20 protein-coding genes are annotated in these 18,427 nt (G+C 64.1%); 3 read left to right on the top strand and 17 right to left on the bottom strand.

What is annotated here, in order from left to right:
* Positions 1-54: 54 nt before the first annotated feature.
* The 5 genes from N687_RS0102575 to N687_RS0102555 form a co-directional block, all read right to left on the bottom strand.
* Positions 55-1,947, bottom strand: a complete 1,893-nt coding sequence (locus N687_RS0102575) for an OPT family oligopeptide transporter (protein ID WP_029420372.1) — start codon at positions 1,945-1,947, stop codon at positions 55-57.
* 161 nt (positions 1,948-2,108) lie between these two features.
* Positions 2,109-2,189, bottom strand: coding sequence for a hypothetical protein (locus N687_RS25375; RefSeq protein WP_419670148.1), 81 nt, complete (start codon positions 2,187-2,189; stop codon positions 2,109-2,111).
* Positions 2,190-2,218: 29 nt separating this feature from the next.
* Positions 2,219-2,641: a class I tRNA ligase family protein gene (locus N687_RS0102570; RefSeq protein WP_029420371.1), complete on the bottom strand. Its 423-nt coding sequence runs from the start codon at positions 2,639-2,641 to the stop codon at positions 2,219-2,221.
* A 323-nt stretch (positions 2,642-2,964) separates the two neighbouring features.
* Entirely contained in the window at positions 2,965-4,209 is a 1,245-nt protein-coding gene (locus tag N687_RS0102560) for an MFS transporter (RefSeq protein ID WP_029420370.1), read from the bottom strand.
* A 45-nt stretch (positions 4,210-4,254) separates the two neighbouring features.
* Positions 4,255-5,043, bottom strand: coding sequence for a class I SAM-dependent methyltransferase (locus N687_RS0102555; protein ID WP_029420369.1), 789 nt, complete (start codon positions 5,041-5,043; stop codon positions 4,255-4,257).
* A 126-nt stretch (positions 5,044-5,169) separates the two neighbouring features.
* Between N687_RS0102555 and N687_RS0102550 the strand changes: the two genes are divergently transcribed.
* Both N687_RS0102550 and N687_RS23645 read left to right on the top strand, forming a co-directional pair.
* Entirely contained in the window at positions 5,170-5,406 is a 237-nt protein-coding gene (locus tag N687_RS0102550) for a DUF4031 domain-containing protein (protein WP_029420368.1), read from the top strand.
* A gap of 134 nt (positions 5,407-5,540) precedes the next feature.
* Positions 5,541-5,711 carry a hypothetical protein gene (locus tag N687_RS23645; RefSeq protein ID WP_156040010.1) on the top strand — a complete coding sequence of 57 codons (171 nt, stop codon included), beginning with the start codon at positions 5,541-5,543 and terminating at the stop codon, positions 5,709-5,711.
* Positions 5,712-5,795: 84 nt separating this feature from the next.
* On the opposite strand, the gene N687_RS0102540 is transcribed toward N687_RS23645, so the two are convergent.
* From N687_RS0102540 to surE, 9 genes are all read right to left on the bottom strand, one after another.
* Positions 5,796-6,794, bottom strand: a complete 999-nt coding sequence (locus N687_RS0102540) for a multidrug resistance efflux transporter family protein (RefSeq protein WP_029420367.1) — start codon at positions 6,792-6,794, stop codon at positions 5,796-5,798.
* 214 nt (positions 6,795-7,008) lie between these two features.
* Positions 7,009-8,457, bottom strand: a complete 1,449-nt coding sequence (proS, locus tag N687_RS0102535) for a proline--tRNA ligase (protein WP_029420366.1) — start codon at positions 8,455-8,457, stop codon at positions 7,009-7,011.
* Positions 8,458-8,814: 357 nt separating this feature from the next.
* Complete coding sequence (locus N687_RS0102530; RefSeq protein WP_029420365.1) at positions 8,815-9,576, bottom strand: DnaD domain-containing protein; 762 nt, start codon at positions 9,574-9,576, stop codon at positions 8,815-8,817.
* Positions 9,577-9,618: 42 nt separating this feature from the next.
* Entirely contained in the window at positions 9,619-10,914 is a 1,296-nt protein-coding gene (asnS, locus tag N687_RS0102525; RefSeq protein WP_029420364.1) for an asparagine--tRNA ligase, read from the bottom strand.
* 237 nt (positions 10,915-11,151) lie between these two features.
* On the bottom strand, positions 11,152-12,720 hold the full coding sequence (locus tag N687_RS0102520) for an AAA family ATPase (RefSeq protein ID WP_197029195.1): 1,569 nt from the start codon (positions 12,718-12,720) through the stop codon (positions 11,152-11,154).
* Positions 12,717-13,238, bottom strand: coding sequence for a hypothetical protein (locus N687_RS0102515; RefSeq protein WP_029420362.1), 522 nt, complete (start codon positions 13,236-13,238; stop codon positions 12,717-12,719). Before N687_RS0102515 ends, N687_RS0102520 begins: the two co-directional genes overlap by 4 nt.
* 65 nt (positions 13,239-13,303) lie before the next feature.
* Positions 13,304-13,873: a hypothetical protein gene (locus N687_RS0102510; protein WP_029420361.1), complete on the bottom strand. Its 570-nt coding sequence runs from the start codon at positions 13,871-13,873 to the stop codon at positions 13,304-13,306.
* 4 nt (positions 13,874-13,877) lie between these two features.
* A complete protein-coding gene (locus N687_RS0102505; protein ID WP_029420360.1) occupies positions 13,878-14,063 on the bottom strand; it encodes a YpmA family protein in 186 nt (61 codons plus the stop codon).
* A 4-nt stretch (positions 14,064-14,067) separates the two neighbouring features.
* The gene (surE, locus tag N687_RS0102500; protein ID WP_035462024.1) at positions 14,068-14,850 is read right to left on the bottom strand and encodes a 5'/3'-nucleotidase SurE; all 783 of its coding nucleotides are present in this window, start codon (positions 14,848-14,850) and stop codon (positions 14,068-14,070) included.
* A gap of 85 nt (positions 14,851-14,935) precedes the next feature.
* On the opposite strand from surE, the gene N687_RS23640 reads away from it, so the two are divergent.
* Positions 14,936-15,103 (top strand): hypothetical protein, encoded by a 168-nt coding sequence (locus N687_RS23640; RefSeq protein WP_156040009.1) that lies wholly within the window; start codon positions 14,936-14,938, stop codon positions 15,101-15,103.
* 94 nt (positions 15,104-15,197) lie between these two features.
* On the opposite strand, the gene N687_RS0102490 is transcribed toward N687_RS23640, so the two are convergent.
* Genes N687_RS0102490 through mtnP form a run of 3 tightly spaced genes read right to left on the bottom strand, consistent with a single transcriptional unit; the run spans position 15,198 to position 18,375 of the window.
* Positions 15,198-16,499 carry an amidohydrolase gene (locus N687_RS0102490; RefSeq protein ID WP_029420358.1) on the bottom strand — a complete coding sequence of 434 codons (1,302 nt, stop codon included), beginning with the start codon at positions 16,497-16,499 and terminating at the stop codon, positions 15,198-15,200.
* A complete protein-coding gene (mtnA, locus tag N687_RS0102485; protein ID WP_331280115.1) occupies positions 16,496-17,626 on the bottom strand; it encodes an S-methyl-5-thioribose-1-phosphate isomerase in 1,131 nt (376 codons plus the stop codon). The genes N687_RS0102490 and mtnA overlap by 4 nt, the downstream gene beginning before the upstream one ends.
* Complete coding sequence (mtnP, locus tag N687_RS0102480; RefSeq protein ID WP_029420356.1) at positions 17,560-18,375, bottom strand: S-methyl-5'-thioadenosine phosphorylase; 816 nt, start codon at positions 18,373-18,375, stop codon at positions 17,560-17,562. The genes mtnA and mtnP overlap by 67 nt, the downstream gene beginning before the upstream one ends.
* Between the last annotated feature and the right edge of the window lie 52 nt (positions 18,376-18,427).

The raw sequence follows: 18,427 nt of genomic DNA, 5'->3' as shown, positions 1-18,427 counted from the left end.
CCTCCCGCGTGACATCTCCCACCCCATCGTACCGCGAATGGGCGGGAATGTATATCACCGGGCGGCAGATCGATCGGCGGATCGGCCACGCACCGCCGTCCACCCGAGCCACGCGGCGAGGAGCAAAAACAGGACGAGCGACACCCACCCGGGGGCCAAGGGATTGGCGGGCAGGGAGATTTTGACGGTGACCAGGATGGCGAGCAGGATGCCGAGCAGCGACTCGCCGGCGATGAGGCCGGACGCGGCCAGGACGCCCCGTTCGGCGATGTTGGCCTGGGTGTCGGCGTTCCCGTCTCGCCGCGGGCGGGTCACCCACCAGCGGACCAGACCCCCGAGCAGCACGGGGATGCTGGTATGCACGGGTAGATACAATCCGACGGCCACCGGCAGGGCCTCCACCCCCAACAGCTCGATGGCGATGGCCATCGCGACGCCGATGAAGATCAGGTCCCAGGGCATGCTGGCGTTCATGATGCCTTCGATGATCATCTTCATCAGCACCGCCTTGGGTGCAGGCAGGTCCTTCGATCCGAAGCCGTAGGCATCGTTCAACAACACGAGCACCCAGCCGATGGTCAGGCCGGATGCGAACGTCCCGATGAGCATGGCGGCCTGCTGCCGACTGGGGGTTGCGCCGACGAGAAACCCGGTTTTCAGGTCCTGAGAGATGTCGCCCGCTATGGCGAGGGCCGTGCAGATGATGGCCCCCACCACGAGGGATGCCACCATCCCCCGCATCCCTGTGAAGCCGGCGGCCCGGTACGCGGTGGCCACGATGAGCAGGGTGGCGATGGTCATGCCGGAGACCGGATCGGAGGAGGATCCCACGATGCCTACGATCCGCGCCGACACGGTGACGAACAGAAAGCCGACGATGGCCACGCCGAGGGCCCCGATGATCCCCACGTCCAGCTGAGGCAGAAACGCGATCAACAGGAGGATCGCCACCGCCAGCGGAATGCTCACCCGGCGGGGGATATCCTGCTCGGTGCGAAGCAGCCCGTCCGCCGTAGCGGCGGCGGTGTCGCGGGCTGCCGCGGCGGTGGCGGCCAGCGTCCGCCACAGGGTCGGAAGCGTGCGGATCAGGCTGATGATGCCGCCCGCCGCCACGGCACCCGCGCCGATGTAGCGGATGTAGCTGTCCCAGATGCCCCACGCGTCCAGCTTGGACAGGGGATCGCTCCCTGGCGGCACGACGCCCGCTCCTTGGCCAAAGTAGGCGATCATCGGGATCAGGATGAGCCACGCGATCACGCCGCCCGCCGCCATCAATCCGCCGATGCGCGGCCCGACCACGAAGCCGACGCCCAACAACGACGGAAGGGTATCCATGCCGATCATGCCCTGGCGCAATCCGGCCACACCCGTCGAGATCTCGGACGGGAACAGCTTGAGGCCGTCCTCAAGAAACTTGAAGACCGCGCCGAGGCCCAATCCTTTGAACACCAGCCACGCGCGCTGGCCGCCCTCCTCCCCGGCCATCAGGACGCGGGCGCACGCGGTCCCTTCGGGATACGGAAGTTTGCCGTGCTCGCGGACCACCAGCATGCGGCGCAGCGGGATCATAAACAGGACGCCGAGAAAGCCGCCCGTCAACACCACCAGGGTGATGCGGAACAGGTCGGGGTTGACTTTCCACAGAAACAGCGCCGGCAAGGTGAAGATGGCGCCGGAGGCCAGCGCCTCACCTGCGGTGGTCATGGTCTGGACGATGTTGTTCTCGAGAATGGAATTTCTCCGCAGCAGGCCGCGGATGATGGCCATCGAGATGACCGACGCCGGAATGGAGGCACTGATGGTCATGCCGATAATCAAGCCGAGATACGCGTTGGCGGCCCCGAACACAATGGCCAGGAGAACGCCCAAGACGACGGCCGTCACGGTCAGTTCCGGCGGCCTCTCCTCGGGTGAGATGAACGGTTTGTAGTCGCTCCCGTTTGCCATGAGATGCCTTCCTCCCCGCGCGGTACCAGATAAGGACGCCGTGTGGCGGCTGTGGTGACGGATGGAAATCCGCGCTCGGGGATAGGTTGAACATTTCTGGCTCGCTCCAAACGTATGGCGGTCACGTCCGCCACTTGGGCGGGACGGCCCATCATGAAGTCTCAGTGCGCCTGTCCGGAGAACCTTTGCTTCAGGTTGGAAACCTCTTCGTCAGAGATGCGGTGAAACAGGTATGGTGGCACCGTGAAACGTCGCCCGGCCGACAGGCCGTTCAAATCACGTAGCGGTCCGGCAAGAAGCGGCCGTCCGCAGGCGAGTACACCTGCGCGATGACCCGTTCCTCGATGAACCCGTGCTCGTTCAACCTCGCGTAGAAGTGTTGTGTCAAGTCCCGGTTTTGGGCCGACGAGCTGCGTCCAAAGTGATCGAACGAAAGCCCGAAACGCCGGTAGATGTCAGCCTGTACACGGTGCATCTTGGCGCAATATTCCGCGACGGGAAGCCCGGCTTCCAGCGCCGACAGTTCGGCGGGGGTGCCGTGCTCGTCGGTCGCGCAGATGAACAACACCTCCTCCCCCTCTCGCCTCAGAAAGCGGGCGAACACGTCTGCAGGCAAGAGCGATCCCGCCAGGTTGCCCAGGTGTTTCACGCCATTGATGTACGGCAGTGCACTGGTGATCAGGTACCGAGTCATGGATACGGGGTCTCCTTTCCGTATGCGTTTGAGCAGAGGGTGTTTTTATACGGGCTGGAAATACAAAAGCGCCACGAGCACGATGGCCCGTGGCGCGGCTCTGCAGACGACCATGGTCAGTGTCGCATTCGCGTCCGCGGGCACGAGAAGGCCATGCGCATGCCGCACATGCGCATATCGTTCAGATTCGGCATGGCAAACGGCAGATGCAGCATCTCGTACCCACGTCCTTTCCGTGCAGTTTGGATGAGTTGGCTCGATTGTATCGCGTCCACGCTGTGCGATCAACGCCTCAACGGAATGTTGAGTAGCACCCGTTCTGTTCATTGAAATTGGCCTTGTCGAACTTCGCTTTGTTCATCCGCCGCCGACACCAGGCGTCGGTTGTGCGGGAGAGACACCAGCACTAATGAGCCAACGCTGACTGCGCACATGACGATGGTCATCGCCACCATCGCGCGGCGTACGCCGAAATGGGCGGTTAACGCGCCGCCTGCGAGAATGAATCCGATGCTGAGCAGCTGCTGCACCGGTCCCAGTACATTGTTGATGCGTCCCATCCATGACACCGGAACCGCGTGCTGCATGTAGGTCGTGAAACCGACGTTGGACAGCGACCCGAACAGGCCGAGCACCACCAACCCCGTCACCGCTGTCCAGAAGCCGTGTGCCAATGCGTACGTCAGGTAGCCTATCGCAGACAATACGCTGCCCATGCCCAACAACCACTCGGTGCGTAATCGGTTGGCGATCGCGCTGACCAACATCGAACCGCTGACAAATCCGATCCCGGCCGCGGTGACCATCATCCCGTAACCGAACGCGCCCAGGTGCAAGGCTTGCTCGGCGAATACCACTTCCTGCGCGTCCGCCGCTGCGGCCGCCAACAGAGCCAGTGCGTTGCACGTGAAAAGGGCTGTGAACAGCGCGTTCTCCTTGAGGAACTGCATCGCTTCCGACCAATCCCGGCGAAGGACCGACCATGCCCCAGCCCCGCTGGATGTTCCTCCGGCGCGGCCGTAATCGGGCAACGCCATAAAGGTGATGGCGGACACCAAGAAACTCACCGCGTCGACCCACAGTGCGGCCGACGCACTGCCCGATTGCAGCATCACCCCAGCCACGGCGGGGCCGACGATGAATGCGCCCGATCGCAGCGTGCTCGCCAGCGCGTTGATGCGCTTGCGGTGCTCAGGCGCGACGAGCCGTGTCTGATACGGGAGAAAGGCGTTGTTGAAGAACGTTCCGCAAACGCCAAGCAGGAACAGAACCAGGTAGATTCCGGCCAAATTCTGTAGCGAGGCGAGCAGTCCGACCAAGCCAGCACGTGCCAACTCTGCGACGATGAGCTGCTGCCGATGGGAGAAGCGGTCGGTCACACTGCCCGCCCAGGGCCCGACAACGAGTGCCGAGATCTTGCCAATCACCCACAGGCCGGCCACCGCTGCAGCCGATCCGGTGGTGTGCAGCACAAACACATTGAGCGCGACCAGGTACACGAAGTCCCCGATGCTGGACACCCCGATGCCGGTGAGCAGGATGGTTGTCCACCACCGATGCCGGTTCACCGTAAACACGCCCCCTCCGCCACGGTCGGCTCCGTGTATACACGCTCACACCCGCTCGCACATGGCCATCCACTCGTCCACGGTGATGGCCTCCACTCGCCCCTCGTCGATCTCGATGTCAAAGCAGGTGCGTACACGGTCGGGCGCAGACCGTACAAAGGCCTCCACTTCAGCGGCGTGGTGATCCGAGGTCGCCATGCGCCTGACCCAGGGCATAAACTCGGCTCGCTTGCGGCGGGTGCGCGAACGCACCAGTCGCAGACCAGCACCGGACAGCCATTCCTCCCACTCCCGTACCGACGGGCAGCGGACGTGGCTCGGATCCCGCAGCTTTTCCAGCGCATTGAGGAAGGCGGCGCACTCGGCATCCTCTGGTGCAACATTGTCGATCAGCAAAAACTTTCCACCTGGCTTGAGCACCCGTGCCGACTCTTCGACAAACCGGTCTGGATTCGGGAAGTGGTGCGGTGCGATTCGGCAGGTGACGGCGTCAAAGGTCGCTTCGAGAAACGGCAGGTTCTCTGCGTCTGCGATCACGAAGTCGACGTTGTGACAGCCGGCATCCCGCAGATGGCGGCGGGCCGCGTCGAGCATCGCGGGCGTAAGGTCGCTCGCCACCACCCGGGCTACACACGGCGCCAACGCCTTCGCGACGTGTCCGCCGCCGGTGGCGATGTCCAGGCAGTGCCAATTCGGCTGAGGATCGAGCCACTCCACGAGGAGCGCCAGGTCCGGGCCTCGCGCGTGCGTCGGGCTGGTGACGTAGCGGTCCGCCGTGCGGCCGAACTGTTGCTGTACGGTGTGCTTGACGTCATTCGAGGAAGGCACGGTCATCACCTCGTGGCAAGAATATACCATCCTGCATCCGGAGCGCGTCATCGCATATGCAGATACCTCCATCGACTTTTGTGATATATAAGGGAAAGACCGTAAACACTCTGCCAAACCGGGTGATTCCCTTTGATCTACACAGACGGCATTCACCTCATCTCGTCCGAGAGCCTCGAGGAGCTGCACGCATTCGCGAAGCGCATCGGCCTGCCGCCGCGCTGGTTGCACAACTCTCCAAGGCACCCGCACTACGATTTGCTCACCGCCTGGGCGCGGGAAGCGGCGATTCGCGCCGGTGCCGAGGTGAGGAGTTCACGTCAGCTGGTCGAAATTTTACGCACCTGTACCTACCTCCGGCGGCGTTAAACAGCCCCAGAAGCCGAGTTCCCCTGCGCCGTCCGCGCTTGCGCTTCTGTCGCTGTTTTGTCACCGAACCTCACCGTCTTTGGTGATGGGATGCGCATGACCTGGGAAGGATGTCCGTAAAGGGGTGACCGACCGTGTGGAAACTGTGGAACCGATCCCGAGGGAATACTACGCTGGCGACGGACGTGGGTGCGTGGGAACGGTGGCTGGACGACGCCACCGCGGACGGCGCACCCTGGAGCGACGATGGCACTGTCCCGACCATCGGCCAAGCGCCGTCAGTCGATGAACCGACGCAGTCCTGACGATGGGAATTCAAAGGCGGCATGTAGACACGACACACAGGCCGCTTCATCGCGTGACGAGGCGGCCTGTGTCTTTCGCCCGGTTCAGGATGAGCTTTGCGACCCTGCTTCACGGCTTGTCTGAGGGTGGCTGGACGTCATTCGTGCCGTGAAGCTGTGACACACCATCCCCAGCACCACCATCCCCATTCCCACGACGGCTCTCGGCGAGGGTCTGGCGTCAGGAAGCAACAGCCATTCCGCAAGCGCAGTGAACAACACCTCACCGGATTGGGTCGCCTCCACCGCGGCCAATCGGATCGGATCGCCGTGTGCCTGGTCCGTGGCGGAAAAAAAGAGGACCGTCGCCACCACACCGGACAAGACGGCCACCAGCAGGGATTGCACCACCTGCCCCAAACTCGGGGGGCCGTCGATGAACATCCCATAGGCGGCCAGGGCCAACCACAGGGGCAGGCTGGCGAGGGTCATGCCAAACGTCCGCTCGTAAGCGTGCAACCGTCCTCCACACAGAGCCATCATCTTGCGGTTGCCAAGCGGATACGCGAACGCGGCGACCAGCACGGGTGCCGCCGCGAGGATGGCGTCACGCATAGGAACGCTGTTCGCTTGCTGTGACTCGACGAGGGCGATGCCCGCCAGGATGACGAGAGACATCGCGAGACTGGCGAGTGGGATGCGCGATGGAGAACCACGCCGCCGGATGACAGGCTGGGCGGCGTCCCCCGCTGGCTCGTGGATCCAGGGTGCGACAAGGGATCCGGCGAGGATGGTGATCTGCCAGGTGCAGGCGAGGAGCCACGCGGGGCCGTAGGCTGCGGAAAAGCACAGCGGAACGTAGAACAGCCCGAATCCGACGCTGCTCCACACCAGCCACTGCACAGGGTGGCGGCGCATCTCCCGCCACAGATCGGGTGTCCGCCTGCGCATCGCCACCACAGCGCCTAAGATCGGCACCATCCACAGGTAGCGTAAGGACGCGCTCCACACCCAACTGCCGCCGGACAGGCTCATCGTTCGGTTGAGGAGAAACGTCGCGGCGAAGAACGCTGACGATAAGACGCCGAGCACGATACCTCTCATGCGGACCCTCCCATTCCGAGTGGCCGGGGCCAGTTCGTGTGTCCAGATGAGGTATGGGCGACTTTCCCAAACACCTCCAGTATACGGGAAGGGTCTTGACCGAGTGTCGTCGCGCCCCAGAGGGTCGTGAAAAAACCGCCCCAGGTCCGGGGCGGATGTGAAGCGCGTGTGTCGTTGTCTGGGTGTTCCGCAAGAGCAGGGTCTGCAGCGGCGTTCAATACGCCTTCGCGAACCAAACGGAGTGCGCGGCTGGCTTTCCGCACACCACACAATGGGTGAGGTGGGTGGGCGGATCGAACGGGATGTTGCGGCTGGTGGCCCCGCACGCCTCCTTGACGGCCTTCTCGCAGGCGTCGTCTCCGCACCAGCCCGCGAGCACAAACCCGCGTTGGTTCTGGATGATGTCCGTCAGCTGGTCGAACGACTCGGCCACGTGCTCGTTGGCCTGGCGGAAAGCCAGCGCCATCTCATACAGGTTCGACTGGATCTCGTCGAGCAGGGCCGGCAGCCGGTTGAACAGTTCCCCTTCGGGAACCGGGATCTTCTCGCCGGTGTCGCGGCGCACCAAGACCACCTGGCCGGCGTCGAGATCGCGCGGTCCCAGCTCGAGCCGTACCGGGATGCCCCGCATCTCGTATTCGTTGAACTTCCACCCTGGGCTGAAGTCCTCGCGATCGTCGATCCGCACGCGCAATCCGGCTGCGGCCAGCCGCCGGTGGAGATCCCGCGCGTGGCCGACCACCCGCTCGCGCTCCTTCTGGGGCCCGATGGGGATCACGACCACCTGCGTCGGCGCGATCCGCGGCGGCAACACCAGGCCCCGGTCGTCCCCGTGGACCATGATGAGGGCGCCGAGGATGCGGGTGCTCATGCCCCACGACGTGGTGTACGCGTACTTCAACGTGTTGTCCCGGTCGAGGAACTGGATGTTAAAGCTGCGGGCGAAGTTTTGGCCCAGGTAGTGGGAAGTGCCGGCTTGGAGGGCCTTCCCGTCTTTCATCATCGCCTCAATGGAGAACGTGTCGACGGCACCAGCGAACTTCTCGAGCGGCGTCTTCTGGCCCCGGTAGACCGGTATCGCCAGCACCTTCTCCACGAAGTCCGTGTACACGTCGAGCATCTGCATCGTCTCCGCCCGCGCTTCCTCTTCCGTGGCGTGGGCTGTGTGCCCTTCCTGCCACAGAAACTCGCTCGTGCGCAGGAATGGCAGGGTGCGTTTCTCCCACCGCACCACGTTGGCCCATTGATTGATCAAAACCGGCAGGTCACGGTAGGACTGAATCCACTGCGCGTACATGTGGCCGATGATGGTCTCCGACGTCGGGCGCACAGCCAGGCGCTCCTCCAGCTTCTCCCCGCCTGCCTCGGTCACCCAGGGCAACTCTGGATTGAAGCCCTCGACGTGCTCCTTTTCCTTCTCGAAGAAGCTCTCCGGGATGAACAACGGAAAGTACGCGTTGCGGTGACCCGTCGCCTTGAAACGCTGGTCCAGCTCACGCTGGCAGGCTTCCCACAGCTCATACCCATCTGGCTTGAACACGATGCAGCCGCGCACCGGCGAGTAATCCATCAGGTCCGCCTTGCGGATGACATCGATGTACCAGCGGGAAAAATCTTCGCTCTGGGGCGTGATCTCTTTGACGAACTCTTTTTCCTTTGGCATATGTACCTCCTGCGGCGCCGTGCGCCATGACAAGATCAGATTGTCCACCCCGCGCGGGCCGTTAAACCGACAAAGCCGATCCGGTTGCCCGCCTTGGCATGGCGGACGGCGGCGAGCCGGGCTCGCCGCCGGGAGACACCTCACCAGGGCCAAGGCCCCCGGGGCCCAGGCCAGGGCCGCGGCAGTGGCCGCGGTAGCCCGATGGGTCGGCCCAACCCATGCGGCAGGCCGCAGAACGAGCGGATGATCGCAGCGTCGTACATGGTGACACCTCCTGCTCCATCCCATGCACATCGCCCGCGGACGGTATCCACACCCGTCCAGGCGACCATCCATCTGCATTGGCGGCGCCTCGGATCACACGTCCGGGAACAACTCGTAGAAGGCGTTGTACCGCTCGTCCCGTTCCGGTTTCTGCGCCGTCGACCCGCGGCCCGGACGCCGGTCCGACCGCCCCGCGGCGGACTCCTCTTTGGCCCGTGCCCGCTCGCGGTGCTGTGCCTGGTACGCCTCCAGGTCCGCCCGGCTGCGGATGTGGTGCCGCTGCCAGTCGTACAGTACGCGGTCGATGTATTTGAAGCTGTATTTGTTGGCCAAGACGGCCTCGCGCAGCGCCTCGACGATCATCCACTCCGGGTGCGCGTCCTGCTCCAGCCAGTGCCGGATCTGCTCGCACTCCAGACCGGACAGGGGACGGCCGAATTCCTCCTCGAACAGCGTGACGATGTCCTTCGTCCGTTCCAGCTCGGCCGCCTCCGCAGTGGCCCGTGCCGGCTCCCGCGGCCGCAGGGCGGCCCACAGCGGGCGCAGGTCGAAGTAGTTGCTGTGCGTGCCATCGGGTTCCATCCGAACCCCGATGGCGAGGAGATTGGCTTCGACCAACAGGCCGATGGTCTCCGCTACATCGTACGGGCTCATCCCGCAACGAGTGGCCAGTTCTTGGGGCGTCAGAAAATCCTTTTGTTGCACCTGGCTCGCCGCTACGATTTGCAGGAGGACCAGCAGAGGGGCGGGTTGGATGTCCAGCTCCCCCACCTGCGCCAGCAATGCGTACGGAATGCTGACAAACGGCCCGGCGAGCACGTCCGCTTCGACCGACTGGCGTTCCGGCGGTTTCATGCTGCCACTCTCCCTCCGGCGAGTATTTCGAAAGGATGCAGCTTATGGGTACAGCCGGTACAGCATGCGCGGAAACGGGATGGCCTCCCGGACGTGTTCGAGCCCGCAGATCCAGGCGACCGTCCGCTCCAGCCCGATGCCGAATCCGGCGTGGGGCACCGACCCGTACTTGCGAAGGTCGAGATACCAGCCGTAGGTGTCCATCGGCAGGTGGTGCTCTTCGAACCGCTGGCGCATCAGATCGTAATCGTGGATGCGCTGGCTGCCGCCGATGATCTCGCCATAGCCCTCCGGAGCGAGCAGGTCAGCGCACAGGACCACCTCCGGCCGAGCCGGGTCCGGCTGCATGTAGAACGCCTTGATCTGGGTCGGGTACCGCTCGATGAAGACCGGGCGATCGAACTGGGCCGCCAGCTCGGTCTCGTGGGGCGCGCCGAAATCATCCCCCCACCGGATGTCGTGTCCGTGCTGTTGCAGCCACGCGATGGCCTCATCGTAGGACATGCGCGGGAACGGCGGCTCAACCCGTTCCAACTTCCCGATATCCCGGCCGATGGTGGCCAGCTCCCTTTCGCAGTGGGTCAGCACGTGGCGCACGATGTGACTGACGAACGCCTCCTGCAACCGCACGTTGTCCTCGTGCGTGTAGAACGCCATCTCCGGTTCAATCATCCAGAATTCGATCAGATGGCGGCGAGTCTTGGAGCGTTCGGCGCGGAATGCCGGGCCCATGGAGTACACCTTACCCAAGGCCATCGCCGCGGCCTCGAGGTACATCTGCCCGCTCTGGGTCAAATACGCGTCCTCGTCGAAATATTGGGTGTGGAACAGCTCCGTGGTCCCTTCGCAGGAAGAGGGCGTCAACACCGGCGGATCGACACGCGTAAAACCGTCCCCGTCGAGAAAGTCGGCCATCGCCCGCATGACCTCGGCACGCACCTTGAGGATGGCGCGCTGGCGCGGCGTGCGGATCCACAGGTGGCGATGGTCGAGCAGGAAGTCGACGCCGTGCTCCTTGAGCGTGATCGGATAGTCGGTGGACGGGCCGACCTGTTCCACGCGGAGGATGGACAATTCGTAACCGCCCTTGGCGCGCTCGTCGCGACGGACCACGCCCTCCACAATCAGGGAGCACTCCTGGGTCAGCGCGTCACAGGCCGCAAATACCTCGTCACCGACCTCGCTCTTGACCGCGACGCATTGGATCACCCCGGTGCCATCCCGCACCTGAAGGAATTGAATTTTGCCGCTGGAGCGTTTGTTGTACAGCCACCCCCGCAAGGTGACCGCTTGTCCCACGTACTCTCCGACTTTGTCGATGGTCGTAATGGGGCTCACGATTTTGCCTCCTAAGACTTGCGATCAAACGGATTATACCACAACCGTTCCTGTCGAACGGGGTCGATCACGGTCCCTCCCACAGACGTACCGAAAAGGCCGCGGACCCATCCGGATCCACGGCCTTGCTTCGGCGAATGGCAAAGGACAATCCCGAATTGGGTGCGCTCGCCCTGTGGCGCACCCGCGCGACACGTGCGACACGTGCCACACAGGATGGACGTGGGCACCGTTGCATTACGCGCCGGCCTGCAACCCTTCCGCCCCCTGCACGTTCCGGCCTGCGTCCGAGGCCAGCGCGGCCGCACAGGCGGCGTCTGCCTCCGGTTGCGCCTTCCGCGCCTGCACGCCTTCCAGCCACCGTCGAAACGCCTCGCCGTCGACACTCTCTTCCTCCACCACGTGGTTGGCGAAGGCGGCGATATCCTCCTTGTACGGGGTGAGCAATTCCCGCGTGACCTTCTCCTGTTCGGCCAGGATGTGGCGCACCTCCGTGTCGAGCACCGTCTCCGGCAGGTTTTCCTCGTCGACGATCCCGATGCGGGACAGTCCGCACCGGACCATCGTCCGCGCCAAGGAAGAAGCCTGCATGAAGTCGTTCTGCGCGCCGGTACTGCGGTTCCCGTAGTGCAATTCCTCCGCCAGGCAACCAGCCAACGCCACGTTGATCTGCTGCTCCAGCTGTTCCTTGGTGTACAGATACCGGTCGCTTTCCGGGATCTGGCGGACAAAACCGAGGGCGTTGCCGCGCGGCGCGATGGTGATGTGCGACACCGTGCCCGGCCGCATCAACTCACTGACGATGGCGTGGCCGAGCTCATGCACCGCCACCCGCTGCAGCTCCTCGGGCGTCGGTTTACGCCCCGTCTTCTCACCCATCAAGACCTTGTCCACGGCGTCGCGGAACATCTCCTGGGTGATCTCCTGCTTATTTTGACGCAACGCCATGATGGCCGCCTCGTTGACGAGGGACTCCAACTGAGCGCCCGAAAATCCGTAGGTCTCCCGGGCGATATGCTCCAGGTCGACATCGGCCGCCAACGGTTTTCCCTGCGTCTGGATGCGCAGGATGTGCAAGCGTCCTTCCTTGTCCGGGAGATCGACCTTGATCTGCCTGTCGAACCGCCCTGGCCGCAGGAGAGCGGCATCCAACATGTCGGGGCGGTTGGTGGCCGCCATCACCAGAACCATCGGCGTTTGGGTGGTGGACATGCCGTCCATCTCCGTCAGCAGCTGGTTGAGCGTCTGATCGTACTCCTGATGGCTGTGCTGGCCCCGCCGTGCCCCAAGGACGTCGATCTCGTCGATGAAGATGATGGCACTGTCCTTTCCTTCCTTCTTCGCCAGGGCGCGCGCCCGCCGGAACAGCTCGCGCACGCGCTGCGCGCCGACACCCACATACATCTCCACGAACTCGCTGCCCGCCGCCGACAAGAAGACGGAGTCCGTGTACGTCGCCGCAGCCTTCGCCATCAGGGTCTTGCCCGTACCCGGCGGCCCGGTCAACAGGATGCCCTTGAGCGGACGGATCCCGAGGGACCGGATGCGATCCCGGTACTTCAGGAAGTCGAGCGCCTCCATCAGTTCCCTCTTCGCGTGCTCCTGGCCGCCGATCTGGTCAAACGATACCTGGTGCTTGACCTGCGCCTCCCGCGGAGCGAGCGAAACCGCGCCGCGCCGGTCCAACATGTACCACAACGCTACCGAAATCGCTGCGAGGAAAAAGAGCGGCAGCACGTTGTAACCCAAAACCGCCAGGAACACCAGCACCGCGATGGCGACACCGACGATCCACTCCTTGATCAAGACGATCCACCTCCTTGGTGCAGCGTGTACGGGAGGACCTTGTACAGGTAGTGGTCGCCGCTGGACAATTGGATATAGATGTTGTGTTCGTCCATGGTCACCTTCGCCTGAACCCCCAGGCGCTTGGCCTCGTCGGCCGCGTTGGCGATCATCTCCCTGTATCGGCCGCTGGCGACACCTTCCATCAACGTAGGCGTCAACGATTCGTAGGCCGACACCAGCTGAGGGCTGCGCCGGTCCTCTATCAACAAACTCTCGGGCCCGCTGATGGTGCCCGAGACGGTGTGCACAAGATCCGTGTAGGCGGTCTGGAGATCAGGCACCGGCCCCAACTGGACACGGATCACCGTGGGATTGCCAGCCTCCACTTCGACCGACTGCACGCCTTCGACCTTTTGCAGATTTTCCTGCAGCGGGCCGACGACGTTCAGGTGTTGATACACCCGCCATGCCCCGAACAGGATGGCGAGGCTGAGGATCACGATGAAGATGACCGGTACGAGGCGGATGCGCAACATCCCAGACCGCCTCCTCGCCGTTTCAGAATTTCTGCCATGTCCTCAGTATAGCATGGACAGAAGTTTTATGTTGACAACACTTCTTTCCACAGTTCGCCGGGATCCTGCCCCTTCAGAGGACCAGAGGTCCATAAGAGGTTACCACTGCGCCCATCGTAGTACAGAAAGATGCGGTGGTCGCCAGTGTCCGTCGCCTCTACCTCCCACACCACGCCGGAATCGGCATGAAAAGCGGAGGCGGATTGTGGATCCACATACCCGACGTGCGCGCTCGTGACGCGGAGGTGGTCTTTGGCCACGCGCCTGGCGATCTCGTTCGCAGGCATCACCTCGTCCGCCTGCACGGACTTCACCACGAACGGGGCGGCTTCGCCGCGGGGAGCGGGCATCACGAAGGCGTACCAACGGCGTCCGAACACGTCCTTGCCGGTGAACACCTCCTGTACGCCGGCGCCGGTGAACAGGTCGTGTCCGTCGATCCGGTCGATGGGGGAGTGATCGAGGGCGTATTGGGCCGCGGCCGTCTCCTGCCGCCATTCGCTGTCAATGTTGTTCCAGACCGCGAAGAACAGGGCTGCTGTGCCCAAAAGAACGACGAGGACGGCAGTGGTTAACCAAATTTTCCATGCGCTCATGCCATCACGCCCTGTACAGGGTCAGCACCATCTTCCCCTCCGCGTCCGGCGCTTTCGACAGGCCGAACACGACGTTCTTGTCCTTGAGATTTCGATTCAAAAAATCCACCAATTGATACAAATCTTCGGTGGCGGTCAGGATTTGGGTTCCAATCACCGCCAGTTTTCCATCCGGTTGGGTTTCCGCCATCTGTTCAGCCTCCACGATTCCACGGTGAGCGGGCCATCCACGTTTCCAGCGTAGCAAGCCAATCCTGATTTGTAAATCGGTAACGCAGTGGCGTGACACTGATCGCGCCGGTTTTCACGGCGATCACGTCGGTGGACGGTCCCCTCCGTTCCTCCACCGCCTCGCCCGCATACCGGTAGCACAGCTTGCCTTCCCCGTCTACCTCTTTCCGGAACGCGTCCCGGTAGCCACGGGCACCCAGTTCGGTGGCCCGCCAGGGCGCTTCCCTTAGACCGTGGGACGGAAAATTCACATTCAGAAAGGTGTCGGCGGGCCAGCCGTCTCGCTCCTGCATGAACGCTTCCACCAATGCCAGGGCCGCTTCAGCTGCCTCGTCGAACGGCCAAGGCGGGCCGCACAGGGAGAGGGCCATGGCAGGTACCCGCTGCAACGCGGCCTCTCCGGCTGCGGCCACCGTGCCGGAGTACAGCACATCCACCGCCAAGTTGGCGCCTTCGTTGATCCCAGAGACCATCCAATCGAAAGGCAGGTCCCTGCCCAGGACCGTGATCGCCCACTTCACACAATCGACGGGTGTGCCGCTCACCGCGTACGCCTCAGTTTCGCCGGCCCCGAGTTCCACCCGCTCCACATAGAGCGGACGGTGGAAAGTGATGCCGTGGCTCGACGCACTCCGCTGGCGATCCGGCGCCACCACGAACACGTCCCCCAACCGAGCCATCCGGCGTGTCAACGCGAGAATGCCTGGCGCCCGCACACCGTCGTCGTTGCTGATGAGAATTCGCATGCTGGCCTCCTCTCCTGCCATGAAACGCATGTGTATCGGAGACCGCCTCGCCCATACTAGCTGTACGCGAGGAGGTGCACGTCATATGCGGTCCTCACCACCGCGGGCCCAGCGCACGCCCGCACCCGATGCCCGGACGGACGTCCAAAAGGCCGGCGAACTCCGTCTCTGGGCGGAGGCGGTGGCGTGTGCGTTTTCCTTCGGGCACCCCCGCATGACGTTTGATTTTCGCAACTCCCTGCTGCGCGGTTGATCCATCGCACCGAGCGCTCCGGGAGCGGGCCCGCGGGTTTCCGCCCGCGGGCTCATGCCTGTGAGTCCCTGCCCGTGCGAATGTGCCCACGGATTCAAGCCCGCGGACCCAGGACCGCCTCGAGGCGGCGTACTTCGTGGCGAATCCGCTCGACATCGAGGGTGACGGGCTCCCCCTGGCGCAGCAGCGGCTGGCCTGCCACGAACACATCCGTGACATCGCCCGCCCCCGCCGCGTACACGACGTTCGACAAAAGGTCGTAGGTGGGCAGGAAGTGGGCGCTGTCGAGCGACAGCAGGACGATGTCCGCCCCAGCCCCCGGGTGCAGCGTCCCGTGTCCGTCCGGCAGGAAAACACACCGCGCTCCCGCCGAGGTGGCCATCGTGAACGCCTCGCCCGCCGTCACGGCGGTGGCGTCCTGCCGGACCCCTTTGTGCAACGTGGCCGCCAGGCGCAGTTCTTCAAACAGATCTAGATTGTTGTTGCTGGCCGCGCCGTCCGTTCCGATGCCCACAGTGACGCCAGCCTGCAGCAGCTCGACGACGGGCGCGACACCGGATGCCAACTTGAGATTCGACTGCGGATTGTGCGCCACCCGCACGTCCCGTTCGCGCAGGAGGGCGATGTCCTCTTCCGTCAGATGGACGCAGTGCGCAGCCAACACGGGGCGATCCAGCAATCCGCAGCGTTCGACCAACTGAATCGGCGTACAGCCGTGCTCCGCGATGCACTCGTCCACTTCTCGCTTCGTCTCAGACAGGTGGATTTGGATGGGGACGCCCAGCTCCGCCGACAGCTCCGCCACCACGGCCAAGTAGTCCGGCGGACACGTGTACGGCGCGTGCGGACCCAGGGTGACCTGGATCCGCCCCTGTGCCGCCCGGTGCCACTGGGCATGGAACGAACGGCTGTTTCGGATGCCCTGGGTCCTGCTCTGCTCGTCGAAACCCACCATGCCCCACGACAGCACCGCCCGCAGACCGCTCTCCTCCACCGCACGCGCGGCGTCGTGCATGAAGAAGTACATATCGGTGAAGCAGGTGGTCCCCGACTGAATCATCTCCCAGCAGGCCAAAAGCGTCCCCCAGTAGACCGCCTCACCCGTCAGCTTGGCTTCGGCGGGATAGATCCGCTCCGTCAGCCAGGCCTGGAGCGGCAGGTCGTCCCCGATGCCGCGGAGCAAGGTCATCGCCGCATGCCCGTGGGTATTGACAAGACCGGGGATGGCCACCGCCCGCGGGCGGGAGATCACCTCTACCTTGTCGCGGGGTCCGGGGTAGACACCGCGGCCTACCGCCAAGATCACGCCGTCCTGCCAGAGAATGTATCCGGGCTCCGCGATCACCGCGTCCGCAGACAAAACGAGGGCGCCGACCTCCAACAACACTTGGCTCATCCCCTGTCTCCTCCCTCTGTCGCACTTTCATTGGAACGCAGCACGGCCGCCACGCGCCTGTCGTCCGGCCGCTCCACCACGCCCTCCTCGGTGATGATGGCGGTGATCAGGTCCGCCGGGGTCACGTCGAACGCGGGATGCGCCGCCCGCACGCCGGACGGTGCCAGAGGATGTCCGAGTACGTGCGTGACCTCGTGTTCCGACCGCTCTTCAATCGGGATGTGATCTCCAGACGGGATGGTGAGATCGAACGTGGTCGACGGCGCAGCCACGTAAAACGGAATGCCGTGATGGCGGCACAGCACGGCCAATCCGTAGGTGCCGATTTTGTTGGCGGTGTCGCCGTTGGCGGCGATGCGGTCGGCGCCGACCACCACGGCGTCGACCTGCCCCTGCCGCATGAAGTGGGCGGCCATGTTGTCCGTGATGAGCGTGAATGGGATCCCGTCTGCGAGCAGTTCATACGCGGTCAAGCGCGCCCCTTGCAAAAACGGGCGCGTTTCGTCGACCCAGACATGGACGAGCTTTCCGTCCCGATGCAGAGATCTGATCACTCCGAGGGCAGTCCCGTACGCCACCGTCGCCAGCGATCCGGTGTTGCAATGGGTGAGGACCCGCGCTGGACGCGGGAACAGGCTGGCACCCAAATCCCCGATGCGCCGGTTGACCGCGATGTCCTCCGCCGCCATCGCGTCCGCCTCCACCGCCAGGCGCGCCGCGATGTCCGCCGGTGGAAGCGATCCCGCCTGTTCCAACACCGCCTGCATCCGCTGCATCGCCTGAAACAGGTTGACCGCGGTCGGCCGGGTGGCGGACAGCCGGCGGATGGCGGCCATCACCTGTGCCTGAAACCCAGCGGCATCCGCCTCCGCTGCCTCCTGGGCGGCCAGCACCACGCCGTACGCGGCGGCGATGGCAATGGCCGGCGCGCCGCGGACCCGCATCTGCTCAATGGCCTGCGCCACATCCTCTGCCCTCTGGCAGGTGATCCAAACGGATTCATGCGGCAAGCGCGTCTGATCGAGCAAGCGCAGCGCGGTCCCTGTCCAATCGAGCGCCTTCAGGGCCGTGTCTCCCCTTCCGACCGCCCCGTCAAGGGCGTCTGGCCGCCGACCGCGTGCGGACACCGGCAGTTCCGTTCACCGTCCAGATGGGCGATGGTGTCGAAGAACAGCGCCCGGATCCGGTGCACGTTCTTCGCCATCTCTTCCACGACCTCCTCGTGGGTCAGCGGCGTGGGACTGATGCCCGCTCCATAATTGGTCACCATGCAGACGGTGGCATAGCACAGTTCGGCCTCCTTGGCCAGAACGACCTCGGGCACCGAGGTCATGCCGACCACGGCCGCCCCCCACGACTGGTACAAACGGATCTCCTGCGGGGTCTCGAAGCGCGGTCCCTCTGCACAGACGTAAGTCCCCCCGTCGTGAATCGGGATCCCCAACCGCTCCGCCGCCTGTTTCACGGCCTGGCGCAGCCTTCCGCAGTACGGGTCCGTCATGTCCACGTGCACCACCGGCCCCGATTCGAAAAACGTGTTCGGCCGTGACTTTGTGAAGTCGAGGAAGCCGTCGATCAGCACCAGGGAGCCCGGTTCGTACTTCATCTGCAGCGAACCGACCGCCGCCGTCGCCAAGACCTGGGTCACCCCCAGCTGCTTGAGAGCGGCGATGTTGGCCCGGTAGTTCACCTTGTGCGGCGGGATGCTGTGGCCCGTCCCGTGGCGGGGCATGAACGCCACGGACTTCCCCTCGAACGTGCCCAGGGTCACCTGGGCCTGTCCGTACGGCGTGTCGACGATCTCCGTGGTGGGGGATTCGAGCAGCGCCGGGTCGTACACCCCGGTGCCGCCGATGATGGCATACTCAGCGCGCACTCGCGTCCATCCTCCTCGCCCGCAGCGGTGCCCGCTGCGCATTCACACCCGA

Source organism: Alicyclobacillus macrosporangiidus CPP55, from assembly GCF_000702485.1.
GTDB lineage: Bacteria > Bacillota > Bacilli > Alicyclobacillales > Alicyclobacillaceae > Alicyclobacillus_H > Alicyclobacillus_H macrosporangiidus_B.
The sequence above is the reverse complement of the archived record's forward strand: the minus strand, read 5'-3'. Positions and strand labels throughout refer to the sequence as shown.